Source organism: Vibrio sp. T11.5 (assembly GCF_027587155.1).
GTDB classification, from domain to species: domain Bacteria; phylum Pseudomonadota; class Gammaproteobacteria; order Enterobacterales; family Vibrionaceae; genus Vibrio; species Vibrio neptunius.
The window spans coordinates 58,589-73,038 of sequence record NZ_JAPPTP010000013.1; the positions used below are offsets into that span (position 1 = coordinate 58,589).

14 protein-coding genes are annotated in these 14,450 nt (G+C 45.6%); 5 read left to right on the forward strand and 9 right to left on the reverse strand.

Annotation, left to right across the window (positions count from 1 at the left end; translation table 11 throughout):
• Positions 1–207: 207 nt before the first annotated feature.
• Complete coding sequence (locus OH455_RS14165; RefSeq protein ID WP_269981849.1) at positions 208–1,569, reverse strand: diguanylate cyclase domain-containing protein; 1,362 nt, start codon at positions 1,567–1,569, stop codon at positions 208–210.
• Between the two features lie 3 nt (positions 1,570–1,572).
• Complete coding sequence (locus tag OH455_RS14170; RefSeq protein ID WP_269981850.1) at positions 1,573–2,544, reverse strand: ABC transporter substrate-binding protein; 972 nt, start codon at positions 2,542–2,544, stop codon at positions 1,573–1,575.
• 310 nt (positions 2,545–2,854) lie between these two features.
• On the opposite strand from OH455_RS14170, the gene OH455_RS14175 reads away from it, so the two are divergent.
• A complete protein-coding gene (locus tag OH455_RS14175; RefSeq protein ID WP_269981851.1) occupies positions 2,855–3,562 on the forward strand; it encodes an SDR family oxidoreductase in 708 nt (235 codons plus the stop codon).
• On the opposite strand, the gene OH455_RS14180 is transcribed toward OH455_RS14175, so the two are convergent.
• Together OH455_RS14180 and OH455_RS14185 are read right to left on the reverse strand one after the other, a co-directional pair.
• Positions 3,535–3,690, reverse strand: a complete 156-nt coding sequence (locus OH455_RS14180) for a DUF2256 domain-containing protein (RefSeq protein WP_084720242.1) — start codon at positions 3,688–3,690, stop codon at positions 3,535–3,537. The genes OH455_RS14175 and OH455_RS14180 overlap by 28 nt on opposite strands.
• Positions 3,691–3,694: 4 nt before the next feature.
• A complete protein-coding gene (locus tag OH455_RS14185; protein ID WP_269981852.1) occupies positions 3,695–4,936 on the reverse strand; it encodes an NADH:ubiquinone reductase (Na(+)-transporting) subunit B in 1,242 nt (413 codons plus the stop codon).
• A 138-nt stretch (positions 4,937–5,074) separates the two neighbouring features.
• Here OH455_RS14185 and OH455_RS14190 point away from each other — a divergent pair, with 138 nt between their 5' ends.
• The 3 genes from OH455_RS14190 to OH455_RS23435 are packed head-to-tail and all read left to right on the forward strand — an operon-like array spanning position 5,075 to position 7,564.
• Positions 5,075–6,463: a cytochrome ubiquinol oxidase subunit I gene (locus OH455_RS14190; RefSeq protein WP_269981853.1), complete on the forward strand. Its 1,389-nt coding sequence runs from the start codon at positions 5,075–5,077 to the stop codon at positions 6,461–6,463.
• A gap of 10 nt (positions 6,464–6,473) precedes the next feature.
• A complete protein-coding gene (gene cydB / locus OH455_RS14195; RefSeq protein ID WP_269981854.1) occupies positions 6,474–7,472 on the forward strand; it encodes a cytochrome d ubiquinol oxidase subunit II in 999 nt (332 codons plus the stop codon).
• Positions 7,472–7,564 (forward strand): DUF2474 family protein, encoded by a 93-nt coding sequence (locus OH455_RS23435; protein ID WP_084720241.1) that lies wholly within the window; start codon positions 7,472–7,474, stop codon positions 7,562–7,564. Before cydB ends, OH455_RS23435 begins: the two co-directional genes overlap by 1 nt.
• 10 nt (positions 7,565–7,574) lie before the next feature.
• On the opposite strand, the gene OH455_RS14200 is transcribed toward OH455_RS23435, so the two are convergent.
• Positions 7,575–8,228 carry a Qnr family pentapeptide repeat protein gene (locus OH455_RS14200; protein WP_269981855.1) on the reverse strand — a complete coding sequence of 218 codons (654 nt, stop codon included), beginning with the start codon at positions 8,226–8,228 and terminating at the stop codon, positions 7,575–7,577.
• A 284-nt stretch (positions 8,229–8,512) separates the two neighbouring features.
• Here OH455_RS14200 and OH455_RS14205 point away from each other — a divergent pair, with 284 nt between their 5' ends.
• Positions 8,513–8,989, forward strand: a complete 477-nt coding sequence (locus OH455_RS14205) for a peptide-methionine (S)-S-oxide reductase (RefSeq protein WP_269981856.1) — start codon at positions 8,513–8,515, stop codon at positions 8,987–8,989.
• A 51-nt stretch (positions 8,990–9,040) separates the two neighbouring features.
• Here OH455_RS14205 and OH455_RS14210 read toward each other — a convergent pair whose 3' ends face one another.
• The 4 genes from OH455_RS14210 to OH455_RS14225 all read right to left on the reverse strand — a co-directional run bounded on the left by OH455_RS14210 (position 9,041) and on the right by OH455_RS14225 (position 14,405).
• Complete coding sequence (locus OH455_RS14210; protein WP_269981857.1) at positions 9,041–10,732, reverse strand: methyl-accepting chemotaxis protein; 1,692 nt, start codon at positions 10,730–10,732, stop codon at positions 9,041–9,043.
• A 13-nt stretch (positions 10,733–10,745) separates the two neighbouring features.
• Entirely contained in the window at positions 10,746–11,171 is a 426-nt protein-coding gene (locus OH455_RS14215; RefSeq protein ID WP_269981858.1) for a BLUF domain-containing protein, read from the reverse strand.
• Positions 11,172–11,726: 555 nt separating this feature from the next.
• Positions 11,727–13,322: a BCCT family transporter gene (locus OH455_RS14220; protein ID WP_269981859.1), complete on the reverse strand. Its 1,596-nt coding sequence runs from the start codon at positions 13,320–13,322 to the stop codon at positions 11,727–11,729.
• Between the two features lie 189 nt (positions 13,323–13,511).
• Positions 13,512–14,405: an EamA family transporter gene (locus tag OH455_RS14225; RefSeq protein WP_269981860.1), complete on the reverse strand. Its 894-nt coding sequence runs from the start codon at positions 14,403–14,405 to the stop codon at positions 13,512–13,514.
• Between the last annotated feature and the right edge of the window lie 45 nt (positions 14,406–14,450).

Below are 14,450 nucleotides of genomic sequence, written 5' to 3' on the forward strand. Positions count from 1 at the left end.
CAACAATGCCCGAATTGGCCTGAATTTAAAATGAGGCGAGTGGTAGCCTATAGCGCTATGCCTCATGGTACATTCACTGTATACACTCGGTTGCGAATCATTTCTAAGCGGGAGACGAAGAGGAGAACGAAATGTTTAACCAACTGGTCATTTCTCAGCTGAGCCTTGCAGTAACCTTGCTTAGATCACGCTAAGCTCATTATCACTTTAATCATTGATAGAGGTTAATCTGACTGATTTCGACCCTTTCTTGCACACTGTTGTTTTGCCATCAAAACACGCGGAACCCGCCATCTTTTTCGCTCGATACATCGCCTCATCAGCGACACTCAGCAGAGCTTCTTTGTTTTTAGTTTGATCGGGGAAATAACTGACACCAATACTGGCACCGACTTTGAGCGTACGACCATTAAACTGAATCGGAGCGTTAATCACATCCAGCAGTTGCTCAGCCTTTTTCGGCACAATATCAAAGTCATACAAAAGATCGAGACAGATGACAAACTCATCCCCACCAAAACGGCCAGCAAAATCAGATTCACGAATTGCCGCTGTGATACGATTGGCAACCTCGACGAGAATAGCATCTCCCGCTTCATGACCGAATGTGTCATTCACAGATTTGAAGTCATCTAAATCAATAAAGAATATCGCCAGCTTACATTGAGTGCGGTTAGCCTTAACGATGGCATTCTCTAAGGCTCTATCAAATGCTCGTCGATTAACCAGATTGGTCAGAGGATCATGCTCAGATAAGAAGATCAATTGTTCTTGCTTGTGTTTAAGCTGCTGCGTCTGGCGCATCACCTCTTCTTCCAACTCTTGCTTAGTCACTGTGGTGTCACACAGAGACATAGTCATCTGGTTAAAAAATTGCGCCATGACTCGGAATTCAGTGTCCATTTTCACTGCTTCAACTTTCGAGTCTAATTTCCCTTCAGCCAAATCGAGGATCGCATTTTTCATTGCTTCAGCACCCGACTTGAAACGAAACGAGATTAACCAGGCCGTTGCACTGACTAAAATGGAACAGATGATCAACCATGCTGCGGCATAAATCATCACCTGATGCAGACTTTTCGCATTGCGATTAAGTACAGACTGATGAACATACGCCAGCTCTTCCGTCATGTTTTGTACAATCATATTGTAACGTGAATGAAGCAGACCACGTGAATTGATATTCGCCAAGCCTTGGTCATCTAGCCCATTAATTGATAAAAAGTAGACTTGTTTCTCTTTGTTGAGTAAGGCGTTTAAACTCTGATTCATCCGCTGGATGTTGCCTAGCTGACTATTATTTTTCTTATAAGCGGTTAACTTAGTCGCCAATTCGGCTTGAGCCACGTCCACTTCGCTGAGACTCGCTTCATCACCATATTGAAGAAAAACCCACAACTGGCTTCTCAGTAAATCAACAGACAATTGTAAATCAATGATCTGATCTAAATCGGCTTTGGTTACGCGTTGCTCTTGAGCTACTTTGGCAAAAGAAACAATGATGAACAACGTCAGCATTAAGGTTGTGGTCGACAATACAAAGAGCTTTTTAAACAGTGAATTCAGCATAGTCTACTCTCGCAAAGCAATAATTTGTTGATAAGGTTGAGTAAAAAAAAGATCTCTGAAATCGGGCTGTTCGCCTACGACTAAGCCACTTTCTACCGCCCACCTAGCTTGTAATTGGAGATTAGAAAGTAATGAATTGCCCAGCGATAAACGGAAAACGTAATCTTCCCAAGACCACTTGACCTGATTGGCAGGAATATTGAGGCGCTTAGTGATAATGTTGAGTGCCTTACTCGGGTTGGCATTGATCCATGTTACAGCTTCATCAAGCGCACCGAGCAAATACATCGGCTCTTTGCCCGCAAACGCCAGATAAGGCATCGTCGATAACAAGTTAAATGACTGCTGATAAATCCCCGGCGTGCCGAGGTTTTTCACTTCAGCAGCGGATAGAATATCCGCTTTATATCCCATAGGCTCCCAAGCCGAAATCGCATCGACACGGTAGGACAAAAGCGCTGGGACCAGCTCATGAGGTTGAAGGTAGACTTTTTCTACATTCAGGCTTTTGAGATTGTTAGCAATCAGTACTGAATCAAAGTAAAATTCGCTAGCACTGCCTTTGACAACGCCGATCCTTCTCCCTTGTAAAGATCGCACATCGTGAACTTGAGATGGATTTAGCGTCAGCAGCTTAAGATCATTATCTGATTCAACAAAGCTCACCAGTAGTGCCAAGTCCTCACGTTCAAAACTCTGAAACATCACCACAGATTCAGAAGCCGTAGCGTATTCTACGTCTCGGTTTAACATCAAGTGAGTACAAGCAACACCACTTGAGCACGGATAGAGAGTGACATCGAGCCCATAGCGTTCAAACAGACCGAGATGTTCAGCGATCAAAAAAGGGGAAGCGAGCGGTGTCAAAGTGACACCAACCCTTATTTTGGTATCACCCTTCTTGTCTCGCCACTCGTGCTGGCTGGCAAAAAGAGCCGCCACACCAATCAATAACGAGCCGAGACCTAAGACCATTAAATTCCGTTTAACAAGTGGCATAACATACACACTCTAAATTAAGAAACCTAGCACATATAAAACTAGCTTATAGAATTATGACTTTAGAAGGGAACTCCGCTTTTTATAGAAATCTGTGTAAGTCTTTGCTATTTGCGTGAAATTAATCACACAAATCAGCAACTAAACCATCACAATCCTCAAAAAGAAGCGCTAAATAAAAAGTAATCAGACATTAATCTCTCTCAACTTATCAGCCGTAAAAAGACGAGAAGTCGAACTTATACGTCTTATTCTCTCTACACGCATCTAAATCCTAGGGTAAATCATGAAAGTACTTATTTTGGGCGGAAACGGTGGTATCGGGCACGCAATTTGTCGCAACTTAGTCCAACACTACCCAGACATGGAAGTGCATGCTACTTACAGAAAGCATCAACCCATTAAGGCCGCCGAATCTATTATTTGGCACCAGTTGGATGTCACTAACGAAGCGCAAGTCGAATCACTAGCAGGCGAAATCGAGTCTGTAGATTGGATTATAAATGCCGTTGGAGTACTTCATGATGAGTATACTGGGCCAGAGAAAAACCTTAAGTCATTTGACCCAGACTTTTACATCAAAAATATCATGCATAACGCTCTACCAACTATGCTGATCGCCAAACATTTCCAACGGTCGTTGAAACAAAGCCAGCAGCCTAAATTCGCCACTATCTCTGCCAAAGTCGGCAGCATTAGCGATAATCATCTGGGAGGCTGGTATAGCTATCGCTCATCGAAAGCAGCACTCAATATGCTACTTAAAACCCTGAGCATTGAATGGGGAAGAACAATGCCCAAAGCGTGTGTGCTTTCTCTCCACCCTGGGACAACCGACACCGCGCTATCAAAACCCTTCCAGACCAACGTACCGGAGGGAAAATTGTTTGCCCCTGATAGAGTGGCAGCAGACTTGGTCAAGATCATTGCTGAAGCGACACCAGATAATAGTGGTCGCTTCCTAAGTTATAATGGAGAAACGCTCCCCTGGTGAACGCGATGTCTTCGACAACGCTCTGAACAATACTTGACCTCTTGCCAACAGCGGCGCCATTTATGGCGCCATGTAAACGGTCTGTGGCAGACCAGACATATTTTTTGTGGTAAATGCTGTTTTTTCATTTAACTAGTGACGGCTCCGTTTTACTCTTCTTTTAATGTTGGCTTCTTTGACCATGAAATCGAACAAAGGAGCGAACAAATTTGCAAAGAGAATAGCCAGCATTATCCCTTCGGGGTAAGCCGGGTTGAGCGCCCTAATACCTATCGTCATCACACCAATGAGAATACCATAAGCCCATTTCCCTTTGTTGGTAAACGCTGCTGAGACAGGATCTGTCGCCATAAAGAAAGTACCAAAGGCCACACCACCCAATACAAAATGCCAGTGGAAAGGCATCGAGAACATAGGGTTAGTTTGAGAGCCTATTACGTTGAGCAAAGTCGAAGCCACAGCCAGCCCGACAATTACCCCTGCAACGATCCGCCATGACGCGATTCTCATCGCAATGAGAAACAAGCCAGCCAGCATGATCAACAACGTAGAGACTTCGCCCATCGATCCGGGTAGGTTACCCAAGAAGGCATCGCTCCAGGCCAACACTTCGCCCGTCATGTTGTTAATCAAAGCCCCCTGCCCACCTTCATACCATTGACTGAGAGGTGTCGCACCAGAATAACCATCCGCCGCGACCCACACCGCGCCCCCTGACATGTTGGCTGGATAGGCAAAGTAGAGGAAGGCTCGCCCTGCTAGCGCTGGATTTAGAAAGTTCCTACCGGTACCACCAAAAATCTCTTTTGCCACCACAATACCAAAAGTGATACCAAGCGCCGCTTGCCATAGGGGAATAGTCGCTGGGAGGATAAGAGAAAACAGCACAGAGCTGACAAAAAACCCCTCGTTGACCTCATGCTTTCTCACTACAGCAAACAAAACTTCCCAAAACCCTCCAACAATAAACACGGTGGCGTAGACGGGGATGAAGTAGGTGGCTCCTAGCAACATCTTACTCATCCAGCCTGCATCGGCGACGCCCTGTGCAGAGCCGAAAGCCATCATTAACCTCCAGCTCTCGGCAACCACGGACTCCAACTCAGCCGCTGAGTACACACTAAGCAGCGCCATGGAAGACTGGTTGCCGATATTGAACATCCCCCAAAACATTGCAGGGAAAGTCGCCAACCACACCATGATCATGATGCGTTTCAAGTCTATGCTGTCACGCACATGAGTCGCGCCTCGGCTCACCAATCCTGGCGTGTAAAAAATTGTCGCCGCGGCCTCGAATATAGGATAAAACTTTTCGTATTTGCCGCCGGGTTCAAAATTGGGGGCCATGGCATCTATTCTACTTTTCAAGCTCATATCTTTGCTTCCGAATTGACTTGTTTATTCTATTTACGAGCGTTCCCAGCAATTGGCGCACTACTAATTTTCTCAGGTTATGAACAATCATTGACCGGACATCGTACATAAAAGTATGTTCACCGCGAGGAGCGTGTCATGGAAACGCTGGCAGTTGATTTAGCAAGATTCCAGTTTGCATTTACAGTCTCTTTTCACATTATTTTCCCGGCTTTTACTATTGGCCTAGCAAGCTACTTGGCCGTGCTGGAAGGCTTGTGGTTGAAAACGAACAATGAAAAGTATCTTCAGTTGTACAAGTACTGGCTGAAAATCTTCGCGATAAGTTTTGGCATGGGGGTAGTCAGTGGAATTGTACTTAGCTATCAGTTCGGTACAAATTGGAGTGTTTTTGCCGACAAAACAGGGCCGATACTCGGACCTTTGATGGGCTATGAAGTGTTTACCGCCTTTTTCCTTGAAGCAGGCTTTCTCGGTGTCATGCTATTCGGAATGGACAGGGTCGGCAAAAAGCTCCATTTTGCTTCAACTTGCGTTGTCGCTTTCGGCACATTTCTTTCTGCATTTTGGATACTTTCCGTTAACAGCTGGATGCAAACGCCCGCAGGTTATTCAATCAATGAAGTGGGTCAATTCATTCCAGAGAGTTGGTTCGAAATCGTGTTCAACCCTTCTTTTCCATATCGATTAGTTCATATGCTACTCGCCGCCTATATAACCACAGCCTTTGTCGTTGCAGCTGTGGGTGCCTACCACTTACTATCAGCCCCACACAACCCTCTCGCTCGGACAATGTTTTCAATGGCGATGTGGATGGCAGCGATTGTCACACCCATCCAAATTGTTGCTGGTGACATGCATGGTTTGAATACCTTGGAGCATCAACCAGCTAAAGTCGCAGCGATGGAAGGTCATTACCAATCACACAAAGGCGCGCCGCTAATCTTGTTTGGTATCCCCAATGATGAAACTCAGGAAGTGGAATATAAAGTCGAAATTCCCAAACTTGGTAGCCTGATTCTGACTCATGACTGGGATGGCGAAGTCAAGGGACTTGATGCGTTTCCAGCGGATCAACATCCTCCTGTTGGTATCGTGTTCTGGAGCTTCAGAGTGATGGTCGGGATTGGTTTTGGCATGCTCTTCATCGGTCTGTGCAGTTTGTGGCTACGCAAACGCAATGCTCTCTTTAAAACGCCTTGGTTCCATAAACTGTGCGTCGTCTTCGGCCCAGCGGGCTTTATTGCTGTATTGGCTGGCTGGATAACCACTGAAGTCGGCCGCCAACCTTATACAGTGTACGGGTTACTCACTACTGCGGATTCTGCGTCGCCTATTGACGCCGCAGCGATAAGCGTTTCCTTAACCGCGTTTATCGTTGTGTATTTTATTGTCTTCGGAGCTGGATTCTTTTATCTGTTGCGCTTGATGCGTAAATCACCAACAAAATATGAAGAGTCGTTGGATAGTCGCCTCCCTGATGGTACAGATTCTCCACCTGCTTCTCATTCCAACCATCTAACATGAGGAAGGCGCTATGGATTACGCACTAATATGGTACGGATTAATCGGGTTAGCTGTCCTCATCTATGTCATTTTGGATGGGTTTGATCTGGGAATTGGTATTCTCTACCCCAGCGCTCACAGTGAAAACGAACGCGATCTCATGATGAACAGCATTGCGCCTGTCTGGGATGGCAACGAGACATGGCTAGTCTTAGGGGGAGGCGGATTGTTCGCAGTGTTCCCGCTGGCTTATGCCGTCGTCATGCCAGCACTTTATGCGCCGCTGATCCTCATGCTGTTGGGCCTGATACTACGAGGGGTTTCGTTTGAATACCGCTTTAGAACCAAACGAGGCAAATTCCTGTGGGACGGTGCGTTCTTTATAGGTTCATTACTGGCAACAGCGATGCAAGGCATTATGCTCGGCGCCCTTCTCCAAGGGATCGAAGTTGAAGGACGTTCCTATGCGGGCGGTTGGTTTGACTGGTTAAGTCCCTTCAGCCTCTTCTGTGCCCTGGCTTTGGTGTGTGCATATGTACTTTTAGGGGCTTGCTGGTTGATAATGAAATTACCTGATGACCTTATTAGCCGATACTACACGATCGCGAAGCGATGGGGGCTGGCATTAGTTTGCTGCATCACCATCGTCAGCATATGGTTACCTCTGAGTAATGGATTGGTATTTGAACGTTGGTTCAGCTTCCCTAACACCCTGCTTTTCCTAGTCATTCCAATCACTGCTGCGATGTGTATCTGGGCACTTTTTTCCGCTTTGTTGCAACACAAAGCCCTCAAGGCTTACCTTTGCGGAATTGGGCTATTTGTTATCTCAGCACTCGGTTTTGGTGTCAGCACCTATCCCTACTTGGTTCCTTTTGCCCTCACGTATCAAGAGGTCGCTGGGCCAGATTCCAGCTTAGCATTCTTATTAGCTGGAGCCGCTATTTTGCTGCCCATGATCATCGCCTACAGCGCTTATTCTTACTGGGTATTCAGAGGAAAGCTCAAACACGGTGAGGGGTATCACTGATGAAGCAGTTAGGATGGTTTGTCTTAATCTGGTTGGCGAGTGTCTTTTCACTCGCCGTTATTTCAATGTCAATTCGTTGGGTACTGTTTTAAAGTCGCCATTTTAACCAAGGACTATCAAACCAAACGGCGACAGCAGTTGTTCTTGCTGCCAGTCACAGATCTTCACACCATGGAGCGAGACACGGCGCATGTCTAGCCCCTCTAGGTCAACATGAGTTAGGTCTGCGTTCTCTAGGTTGAATGTGCCCCACTGCTCCTTACTGAACTCACCTCGCGACAAATCTGCCCCCTGCATACTTGCGCCGAAAAGATTGGCTCCCCTCCAACGGTTTTCAAATAACTCGCACTTTTCTAACAAGGTACGCTCAAAGTTAGCGTAAGTCAGGTTACAGCCGGTAATGTAGGCTGAACAAAAGTAGGCCGAGTGACTGATGCGATTAACAAAATTAGCCAGTTGAAAGTTCGCCCCTTTTAAATCACACTGCCTAAACTCAATCCCAAAACACTCCGCCCCAACGAACTGGTTCAGAGCTAACATACAGTTTTCAAAGCTGGCATCCTTGAGGTTAGCATATTGAAAGCTGCATCCTTCCAGTGCTTGTGCTTCAATGAACTTACAATTGATAAACTTAGCATCACGCAAGTCTGAACGGTCAAAACAGCAATTGATAAACTGGCAACCCTCATATACATGCTGCTGTAAGTCTTGGTGCGAAAAGTCCTGCTGATGATAAATATGATTCTTTATAGACATGTGTTCTCCTTAGTTGCCGCAAGACTAGCACTCTAAGCCCTTGTTTTTCCATAAAAACAAACCCTTTTATATCAACAACTTAAAACACCCCAAAATCGCAAATTTAAGGCACCAAATCATCACTTTAAGGCTATGATTTTTAAAATTTCAAAGGCAGGTATGCAAAAAAAAGTTTAAACCGTTAAATCAATGCTCAGGCGAGAGTGATAAAAAGTAAAAAGAGATAGAGCTATAGGCGCTATTTTGCTCTAATTAAGTGGCAGTTAATCTCTAGAGATCATGTAATGGAAGAAATCTATTTTGCCGGTGGCTGTTTATGGGGTGTGCAAGAGTTTATGAAGCATCTGACTGGGGTATCAATGACCGAAGCTGGCAGGGCTAACGGTACCAATCAAGATACCAAAGGAGAGTACGATGGTTACGCGGAATGTGTCCGCACTCAGTTTAATCCAGAAAAAGTGTCCATTGAGGAGCTGATGGGCTACTTCTTTGAAATAATCGACCCCTATAGCCTCAACAAACAGGGCGAAGATGTCGGTAAAAAATATCGCACTGGTGTTTACAGCCAAAATCCACAACATTTAAGTGATGCCAAAGCATTCATTGATGCTCGACCAGACCGTGATCAGATTGTGGTCGAAATTCTGCCACTTACCAATTACGTAACAAGTGATGATGAGCATCAAGATCGTTTGACTCGTAATCCACACGATTACTGCCATATCCCTTTAGACCTAGTGCATAAATACAAGCACAAATAACGGAAAAGGCCAGAGTATCAGTCTGGCCTTTCCCGAATCTCTAAACAGTATTTACACTTGAAACTTGTTGAGGTTCTTATGCAGGTCAATCACGTTTTTGGCGATCGTTTCACTGGCTACCGCTGTGCTCTTCGTTTCGTCCGCGGTTTCTTCAGCCAAGCTCTTGATATTAGTTAGATTATTATCCAGATCTTGAGCCACGGTGGACTGCTGCTCTGCAGCTGCCGCAATTTGCAAGTTTAAGCCCGCTATCTCATTGACCGACTCAGCAGCCATAGAGAAAGTGTTGGCAGAATCAGAACTCTTCTCTAAACAGAGTTTGGCGGTATCTGTGCCTTTCTTCATACTCGACACCGCGTTTTTCGCTTCAGACTGCAGTGTGTCGACCAGTTTTTGAATATCTACTGTTGCTTCCTGAGTGCGCTGAGCGAGCGAACGAACCTCGTCTGCAACCACCGCGAAACCGCGTCCTGTTTCCCCAGCGCGTGCAGCTTCGATAGCCGCATTCAGCGCCAGCAAGTTAGTTTGTTCAGCGATACCTTGGATAGATTCCAATACTTGCCCGATATTATTGGTTTCAGACACGAGGTTTTCAATCACCCCAGATGAGGTGGTGACCTCATTGGCTAATTCTTGGATAACTTCTTGAGTCGCGAGTGCTTCTTTCTGCCCTTCCATCACGTGCTTTCTGACTGCATCAGTCACTGAAGAGGCGTTTGCGGTACTGTTTGCTACTTCCTGTGTCGTCGCATTCATTTGGTTAATCGCGGTGGCTACCTGCTCAATATCACAACGCTGCTTTTCTACATTCTGCAAAGTACGCTGCATGGCAGAAACCGCCACTTCAGAAGACTGCCCGAGCTCTTCCGCCTTAGCATTGATTTGAGTAATGGTCCCCATCAACACACCCAGGAACGTATTAAACGCGTTCGCTACGGTACCCGTTTCATCTCGGGAAGAGTCATCCAATCGAATGGTCAAGTCTCCATCGCCTTCCGCCACTTGCTTGAGCCTATCGATGAGATTCAATATCGGCGTCCGAATAGCACGAGTGATTAGGAAAGGCATAATGATGCCCAGCACAATTGAGACTGAAGCAATAACCGTCATCCACTTTATCGCGAATTTCTCATCCTCTTCAGCTTGTAGAGCACTGGCGAGAGTGAAGTTTTGTACCTCGTCGAGAATCGCAATCAACGCTTTATCGATTTCATCTTCGTGGGCTTCAACTTTCTTTGAGAACTTGAGCATTTCCCCAATGTCACCATTGCTGCCGTAGTCCATTGTTTTGTCAACTTGAGCAACAAGTGTGCTGTAAGATTTCTCAACAGCTTTCAGCTTACCTAGGAGCCGCTTAAATTTTTCTTTTGCCTCGCTTGAGTGCAATAACGGAATCGCTTTCTCTATGAAGGCTTCAACGTCGTAGAGCTCTTTTTCGGTTTTGACCGTCAGGTCATGAACCTTTTTCTTGGCCTCTTCGAATACGCTCTTCTGGGCCATACCTTGCTCAACACGGATCGCCTTAATGAGAGCTCTCTCGAATAGAATCGCTTGTTCCAGCTGATGCTCTGTTACCAAGGTCAACATTTTGGTCAACGGGATGTCTTCTTCCGCGATATCAGTTAGCTCACTACCAATTTTGTTCATTTGATGCAGGGCAAACACGCCCATGATTAACATGGCAAGCAATTGGCTACAGCCGAGCAAATACACTTTTTGGGCAATGGTTAGTCTTGATAACATGCCTGTTCTCCCTTCAATCCTTTTTAACGAAATGCTTGATCATTCGCATGGCAAAGCTTTTGTGCTCCAACAGATAATTGAGATCGCCTTTGTGAGCCATAAAGTCGCTAAAGCCAGGAAATGACGACCCAAGATGCTGATCAAGCACTTTAAAACCCATTTTCCAATCAGGGAAACTGCGAGCCTCTATATGATGAAAACCAATACGGTTGATGTTGGTGTGTCGAGTGTCTTTCTTTATTTTAAGAAACAGGGATTCGACGCTGTCTTCAGGCCCTTCTAATACTTGAATAAAGGTGCCGTAGCCGTCGTACAACAGAAGGCCGGTAATGTCGTTGTTGGTGTTATTTTTACGTGCCTTGGACAGAATCTGTTCCAATTGCTCTTGCTCAAGCCGTTGAACCGCTTTACTGACATACACGAGTTCAATCATTTCCATTTCTGGGCTCCCTTCACGGTTATGTCCCAAGACAACATATTCATTTTTATGCCGCGGACATCGTGTGTTCTGAACTGATTTTGCTCCATCAAGACAACAGGTAAAGACTCGTTAACAGATTATTATCAAAAGCATTTGTTATTAAGGCTTGCTCTCAAGAGCCTCTGCTTAAAAGCCCCACCACCCGATAGGTAACTCAATATTAACAAAATCTTTACAATTTACATGCCAAGTGGGAAAGCGCTAACAGCGATGAGATTTAAGCGAAAAGAGAGGAGAATATCCATTAAGTGCATATTGTAAGTTGCACATTGCAAAAAAAATCGCAATATGCAATTGCAATGTGGTTAGAGCCAACAATAGCCACACAAACATTATGGAAAAGAGATGCTTAGATTTTTTGCTGACTTTTTACGGTTGGCATCAATGCTCTAATCCGTCAGTCAAATGTTACGCAACATACCGCCATCGGTAACCACCAGCTCAACCGACTTAATGCGAGCAATAAAAAACCGAGCCTGTGAACTGGCTCGGTCTCTTATCTGGCATTTAAAATTATGCCAAACCTTGTTCTACCGCCATTTTATGCGCCACTTTTGGTCCCTGCCACAAAGCAGGTAGCAGAACAAATGATACTGGTACCGCAGTAATCACAATAAACGACTGCAATGAGGAAATACCACCATCACCCAATGCGATAAGAGCAATAGCAACCATACTCATCATTACCCCCCAAAAACTGCGCATCACTTTATTGGGGTTTTCTTCTCCGCTTATCACTGAGCTAATCGTATAGGTCATTGAGTCGCCAGTGGTAACAATAAAAGTCGTTGTCAGGATCAGAAAGAGGACAGCAATAACTGTTGGATAAGGCAGCTGACTAGTAATCGCAAGAAGAACAGCGGGCAAATTGAACCCTTCAAAAGCGGCAGAGATAGAACCCGGATGACTGAGTTCAAAAGCTAACCCACTGCCCCCCACAATACTAAACCAAAAACAAGTAATCAAAGGCGCTGCGATACTGATAGATAGAATCAACTGTCGAATGGTTCTTCCTCGAGAAATTCTCGCGATAAAAATCGCCATCATCGGGCCGTAGCCAATAAACCACCCCCAAAAGAACACGGTCCACCAGCTAAGCCACCCTGCATCACCACGATATAATGCCATAGGAACGAAATTATCGACCAAGCGGCCTACGCCTTGAAGGTAGCCATCGACAATAAAGCTGGTAGGGCCAAACACCAGAATAAAACCAATTAGCGCTGCTGACAGGATAATGTTATACCGACTGATGAGTTGAATGCCCTTACTGACACCACTCAATGCAGACAAAGTGTAGGTAACCATCGCCAACAAGACGACCATTGTTTGTGTCACAAACGTATCGGGAATGGCAAACAGCGTATTCAACGCGTAGCTAATTTGCAGACCTAAAAACCCAATCGGCCCTACTGTGCCCGCGGCGACAGCAATGATGCAGCACGCGTCGACCAAATCACCGATCCAACCGTGAATCGCCTTATCGCCAAAAATCGGATAAACCAGTGTACGGGGCTTCAGAGGTAAACCTTTGTCATAGTGGAAGTGCATTAACACCACGGATGATAAACAGCCCAGTATGGCCCAAGCTAAAAATCCCCAGTGCATAAACGATTGTGATAAAGCATTGAGTGCAGCAGATTTAGGTGACGCTTGACCGAAAAAAGGAGGGGCCGTTACAAAATGTGCAATCGGCTCAGCGGCAGCCCAAAATACACCGCCACCCGCGAGCAGAGTACATAGGATAATAGATAGCCATTTAAAACAATCGAGATCCGGTGTCGATAAGCCACCCAAACGTACACACCCGGTGCGCGATATCGCCAGATAAAGGCCAATCACAAAATTGAGTAATAACAGCACCTGCCAATAAGCACCAAAGTACTCAATCGCGTAAGAAAAGCCGCCGTTTACCCACTTTGTCAGCAAAGGTGTATCAAGTACTGCCAACATCACGAAACCAATCAGAAAACTTCCACTCAACCAGAAAACTGGGTTATTAAGTTGAAGTTTTTGAACAAAGTTGAGTGAGGGGGAAGTAGCCGGACGGTCAGTGCAATCAAGGAGACAGGTTTCTGCTCGGTTGACTGCCTGAGTCATATTAGACATGTAAAATTCACTTATATTGAGGCTGAATGCGAGCAAACAGCATGTATCGCTCTCACAATTTTGTCATTTATTTGTGAGACTTATCACGCAAATGCTAACACAGGCCTCAACAGAAGTAGACTGTTAATCTGTCCTGCCGGCAACAGCCGAAAGAGAAAGACAGCCTATTTAGTCATAAAAAAGATTCCCTCACAAAGACTTAGCACAAGTACCCACAGCTAAACGAGCCTGTGATTGAGGTGTGACAATCAAACCGATGCCGATCAGAAACAAGGCACTGGCGACCACTTGAGGCAAAGACAACACTTCCCCAAACATGAAATAGCCACAGATTAAAGCAAAAACCGGGACAAGCAAGGTCAAAGGTGCTGTGGTACTTAACGGGTACTTAATCAGCATTCGATTCCAGACCCAGTAACCAAACAAGGTGGTTGGATAAGCCTGAAAAGTCACCGCAATTGTCGTACTCATATCCCAATTCTCATAGGCTTGCCAAACGATATTCTCGCCGTGCAACGCCATCGCGAACAACACCAGCGGGACAGGTGCAAACAACATTCCCCATACATTAAATGCAAAAGCTTGCTTGGTTTTGGAAGCCTTCACGATGACCCCCATTAATGTCCAGCTGACTGCCGCAATCATAATCAGCATCAGGCCTGAAGTCGTAATATTGCCATTGGTCGCAGACACCAGCACCAGTAACGCGACCATCGCCAGCAAAGCCCCCATCAATTTTCGAGGTGACGATTTTTCTCTAAAGACTAAAAGCCCCACCACCATGCCTATCAATACGTTGCTCGACAACATAACCGAGGACATTCCAGAAGACAAACCAGCGGTAATTGACCAAGATGCCATCCCCCAAACCCCAACACCAAACACTAATCCATAGCTGACTAAATAATGCCAAGCCACATTCGGTCTAGCGATAAAAAAGATCGCCGGAATCACCGCTAGAGCGAAACGTGCGGCTGTCACAATCAATGGATGAACGCTGGTGATCCCCATCTTGATCATTGAGAAGTTAAATCCCCAAACGGCCATAACAAATGCGGCCAGTAACAGATCATTTCTTTTCATTGTTATCCCTCCATTTATTCTGTGAAGACGAGTATCGCTTGCGAA

What these genes read in the sequence shown, in the direction of transcription:
- OH455_RS14165 (WP_269981849.1), bottom strand. Translation starts at nt 1,569, where the DNA reads ATGCTGAATTCACTGTTTAAAAAGCTCTTTGTATTGTCGACCACAACC.
- OH455_RS14170 (WP_269981850.1), bottom strand. Translation starts at nt 2,544, where the DNA reads ATGGTCTTAGGTCTCGGCTCGTTATTGATTGGTGTGGCGGCTCTTTTT.
- OH455_RS14175 (WP_269981851.1), top strand. Translation starts at nt 2,855, where the DNA reads ATGAAAGTACTTATTTTGGGCGGAAACGGTGGTATCGGGCACGCAATT.
- OH455_RS14180 (WP_084720242.1), bottom strand. Translation starts at nt 3,690, where the DNA reads ATGAAAAAACAGCATTTACCACAAAAAATATGTCTGGTCTGCCACAGA.
- OH455_RS14185 (WP_269981852.1), bottom strand. Translation starts at nt 4,936, where the DNA reads ATGAGCTTGAAAAGTAGAATAGATGCCATGGCCCCCAATTTTGAACCC.
- OH455_RS14190 (WP_269981853.1), top strand. Translation starts at nt 5,075, where the DNA reads ATGGAAACGCTGGCAGTTGATTTAGCAAGATTCCAGTTTGCATTTACA.
- cydB (WP_269981854.1), top strand. Translation starts at nt 6,474, where the DNA reads ATGGATTACGCACTAATATGGTACGGATTAATCGGGTTAGCTGTCCTC.
- OH455_RS23435 (WP_084720241.1), top strand. Translation starts at nt 7,472, where the DNA reads ATGAAGCAGTTAGGATGGTTTGTCTTAATCTGGTTGGCGAGTGTCTTT.
- OH455_RS14200 (WP_269981855.1), bottom strand. Translation starts at nt 8,228, where the DNA reads ATGTCTATAAAGAATCATATTTATCATCAGCAGGACTTTTCGCACCAA.
- OH455_RS14205 (WP_269981856.1), top strand. Translation starts at nt 8,513, where the DNA reads ATGGAAGAAATCTATTTTGCCGGTGGCTGTTTATGGGGTGTGCAAGAG.
- OH455_RS14210 (WP_269981857.1), bottom strand. Translation starts at nt 10,732, where the DNA reads ATGTTATCAAGACTAACCATTGCCCAAAAAGTGTATTTGCTCGGCTGT.
- OH455_RS14215 (WP_269981858.1), bottom strand. Translation starts at nt 11,171, where the DNA reads ATGGAAATGATTGAACTCGTGTATGTCAGTAAAGCGGTTCAACGGCTT.
- OH455_RS14220 (WP_269981859.1), bottom strand. Translation starts at nt 13,322, where the DNA reads ATGTCTAATATGACTCAGGCAGTCAACCGAGCAGAAACCTGTCTCCTT.
- OH455_RS14225 (WP_269981860.1), bottom strand. Translation starts at nt 14,405, where the DNA reads ATGAAAAGAAATGATCTGTTACTGGCCGCATTTGTTATGGCCGTTTGG.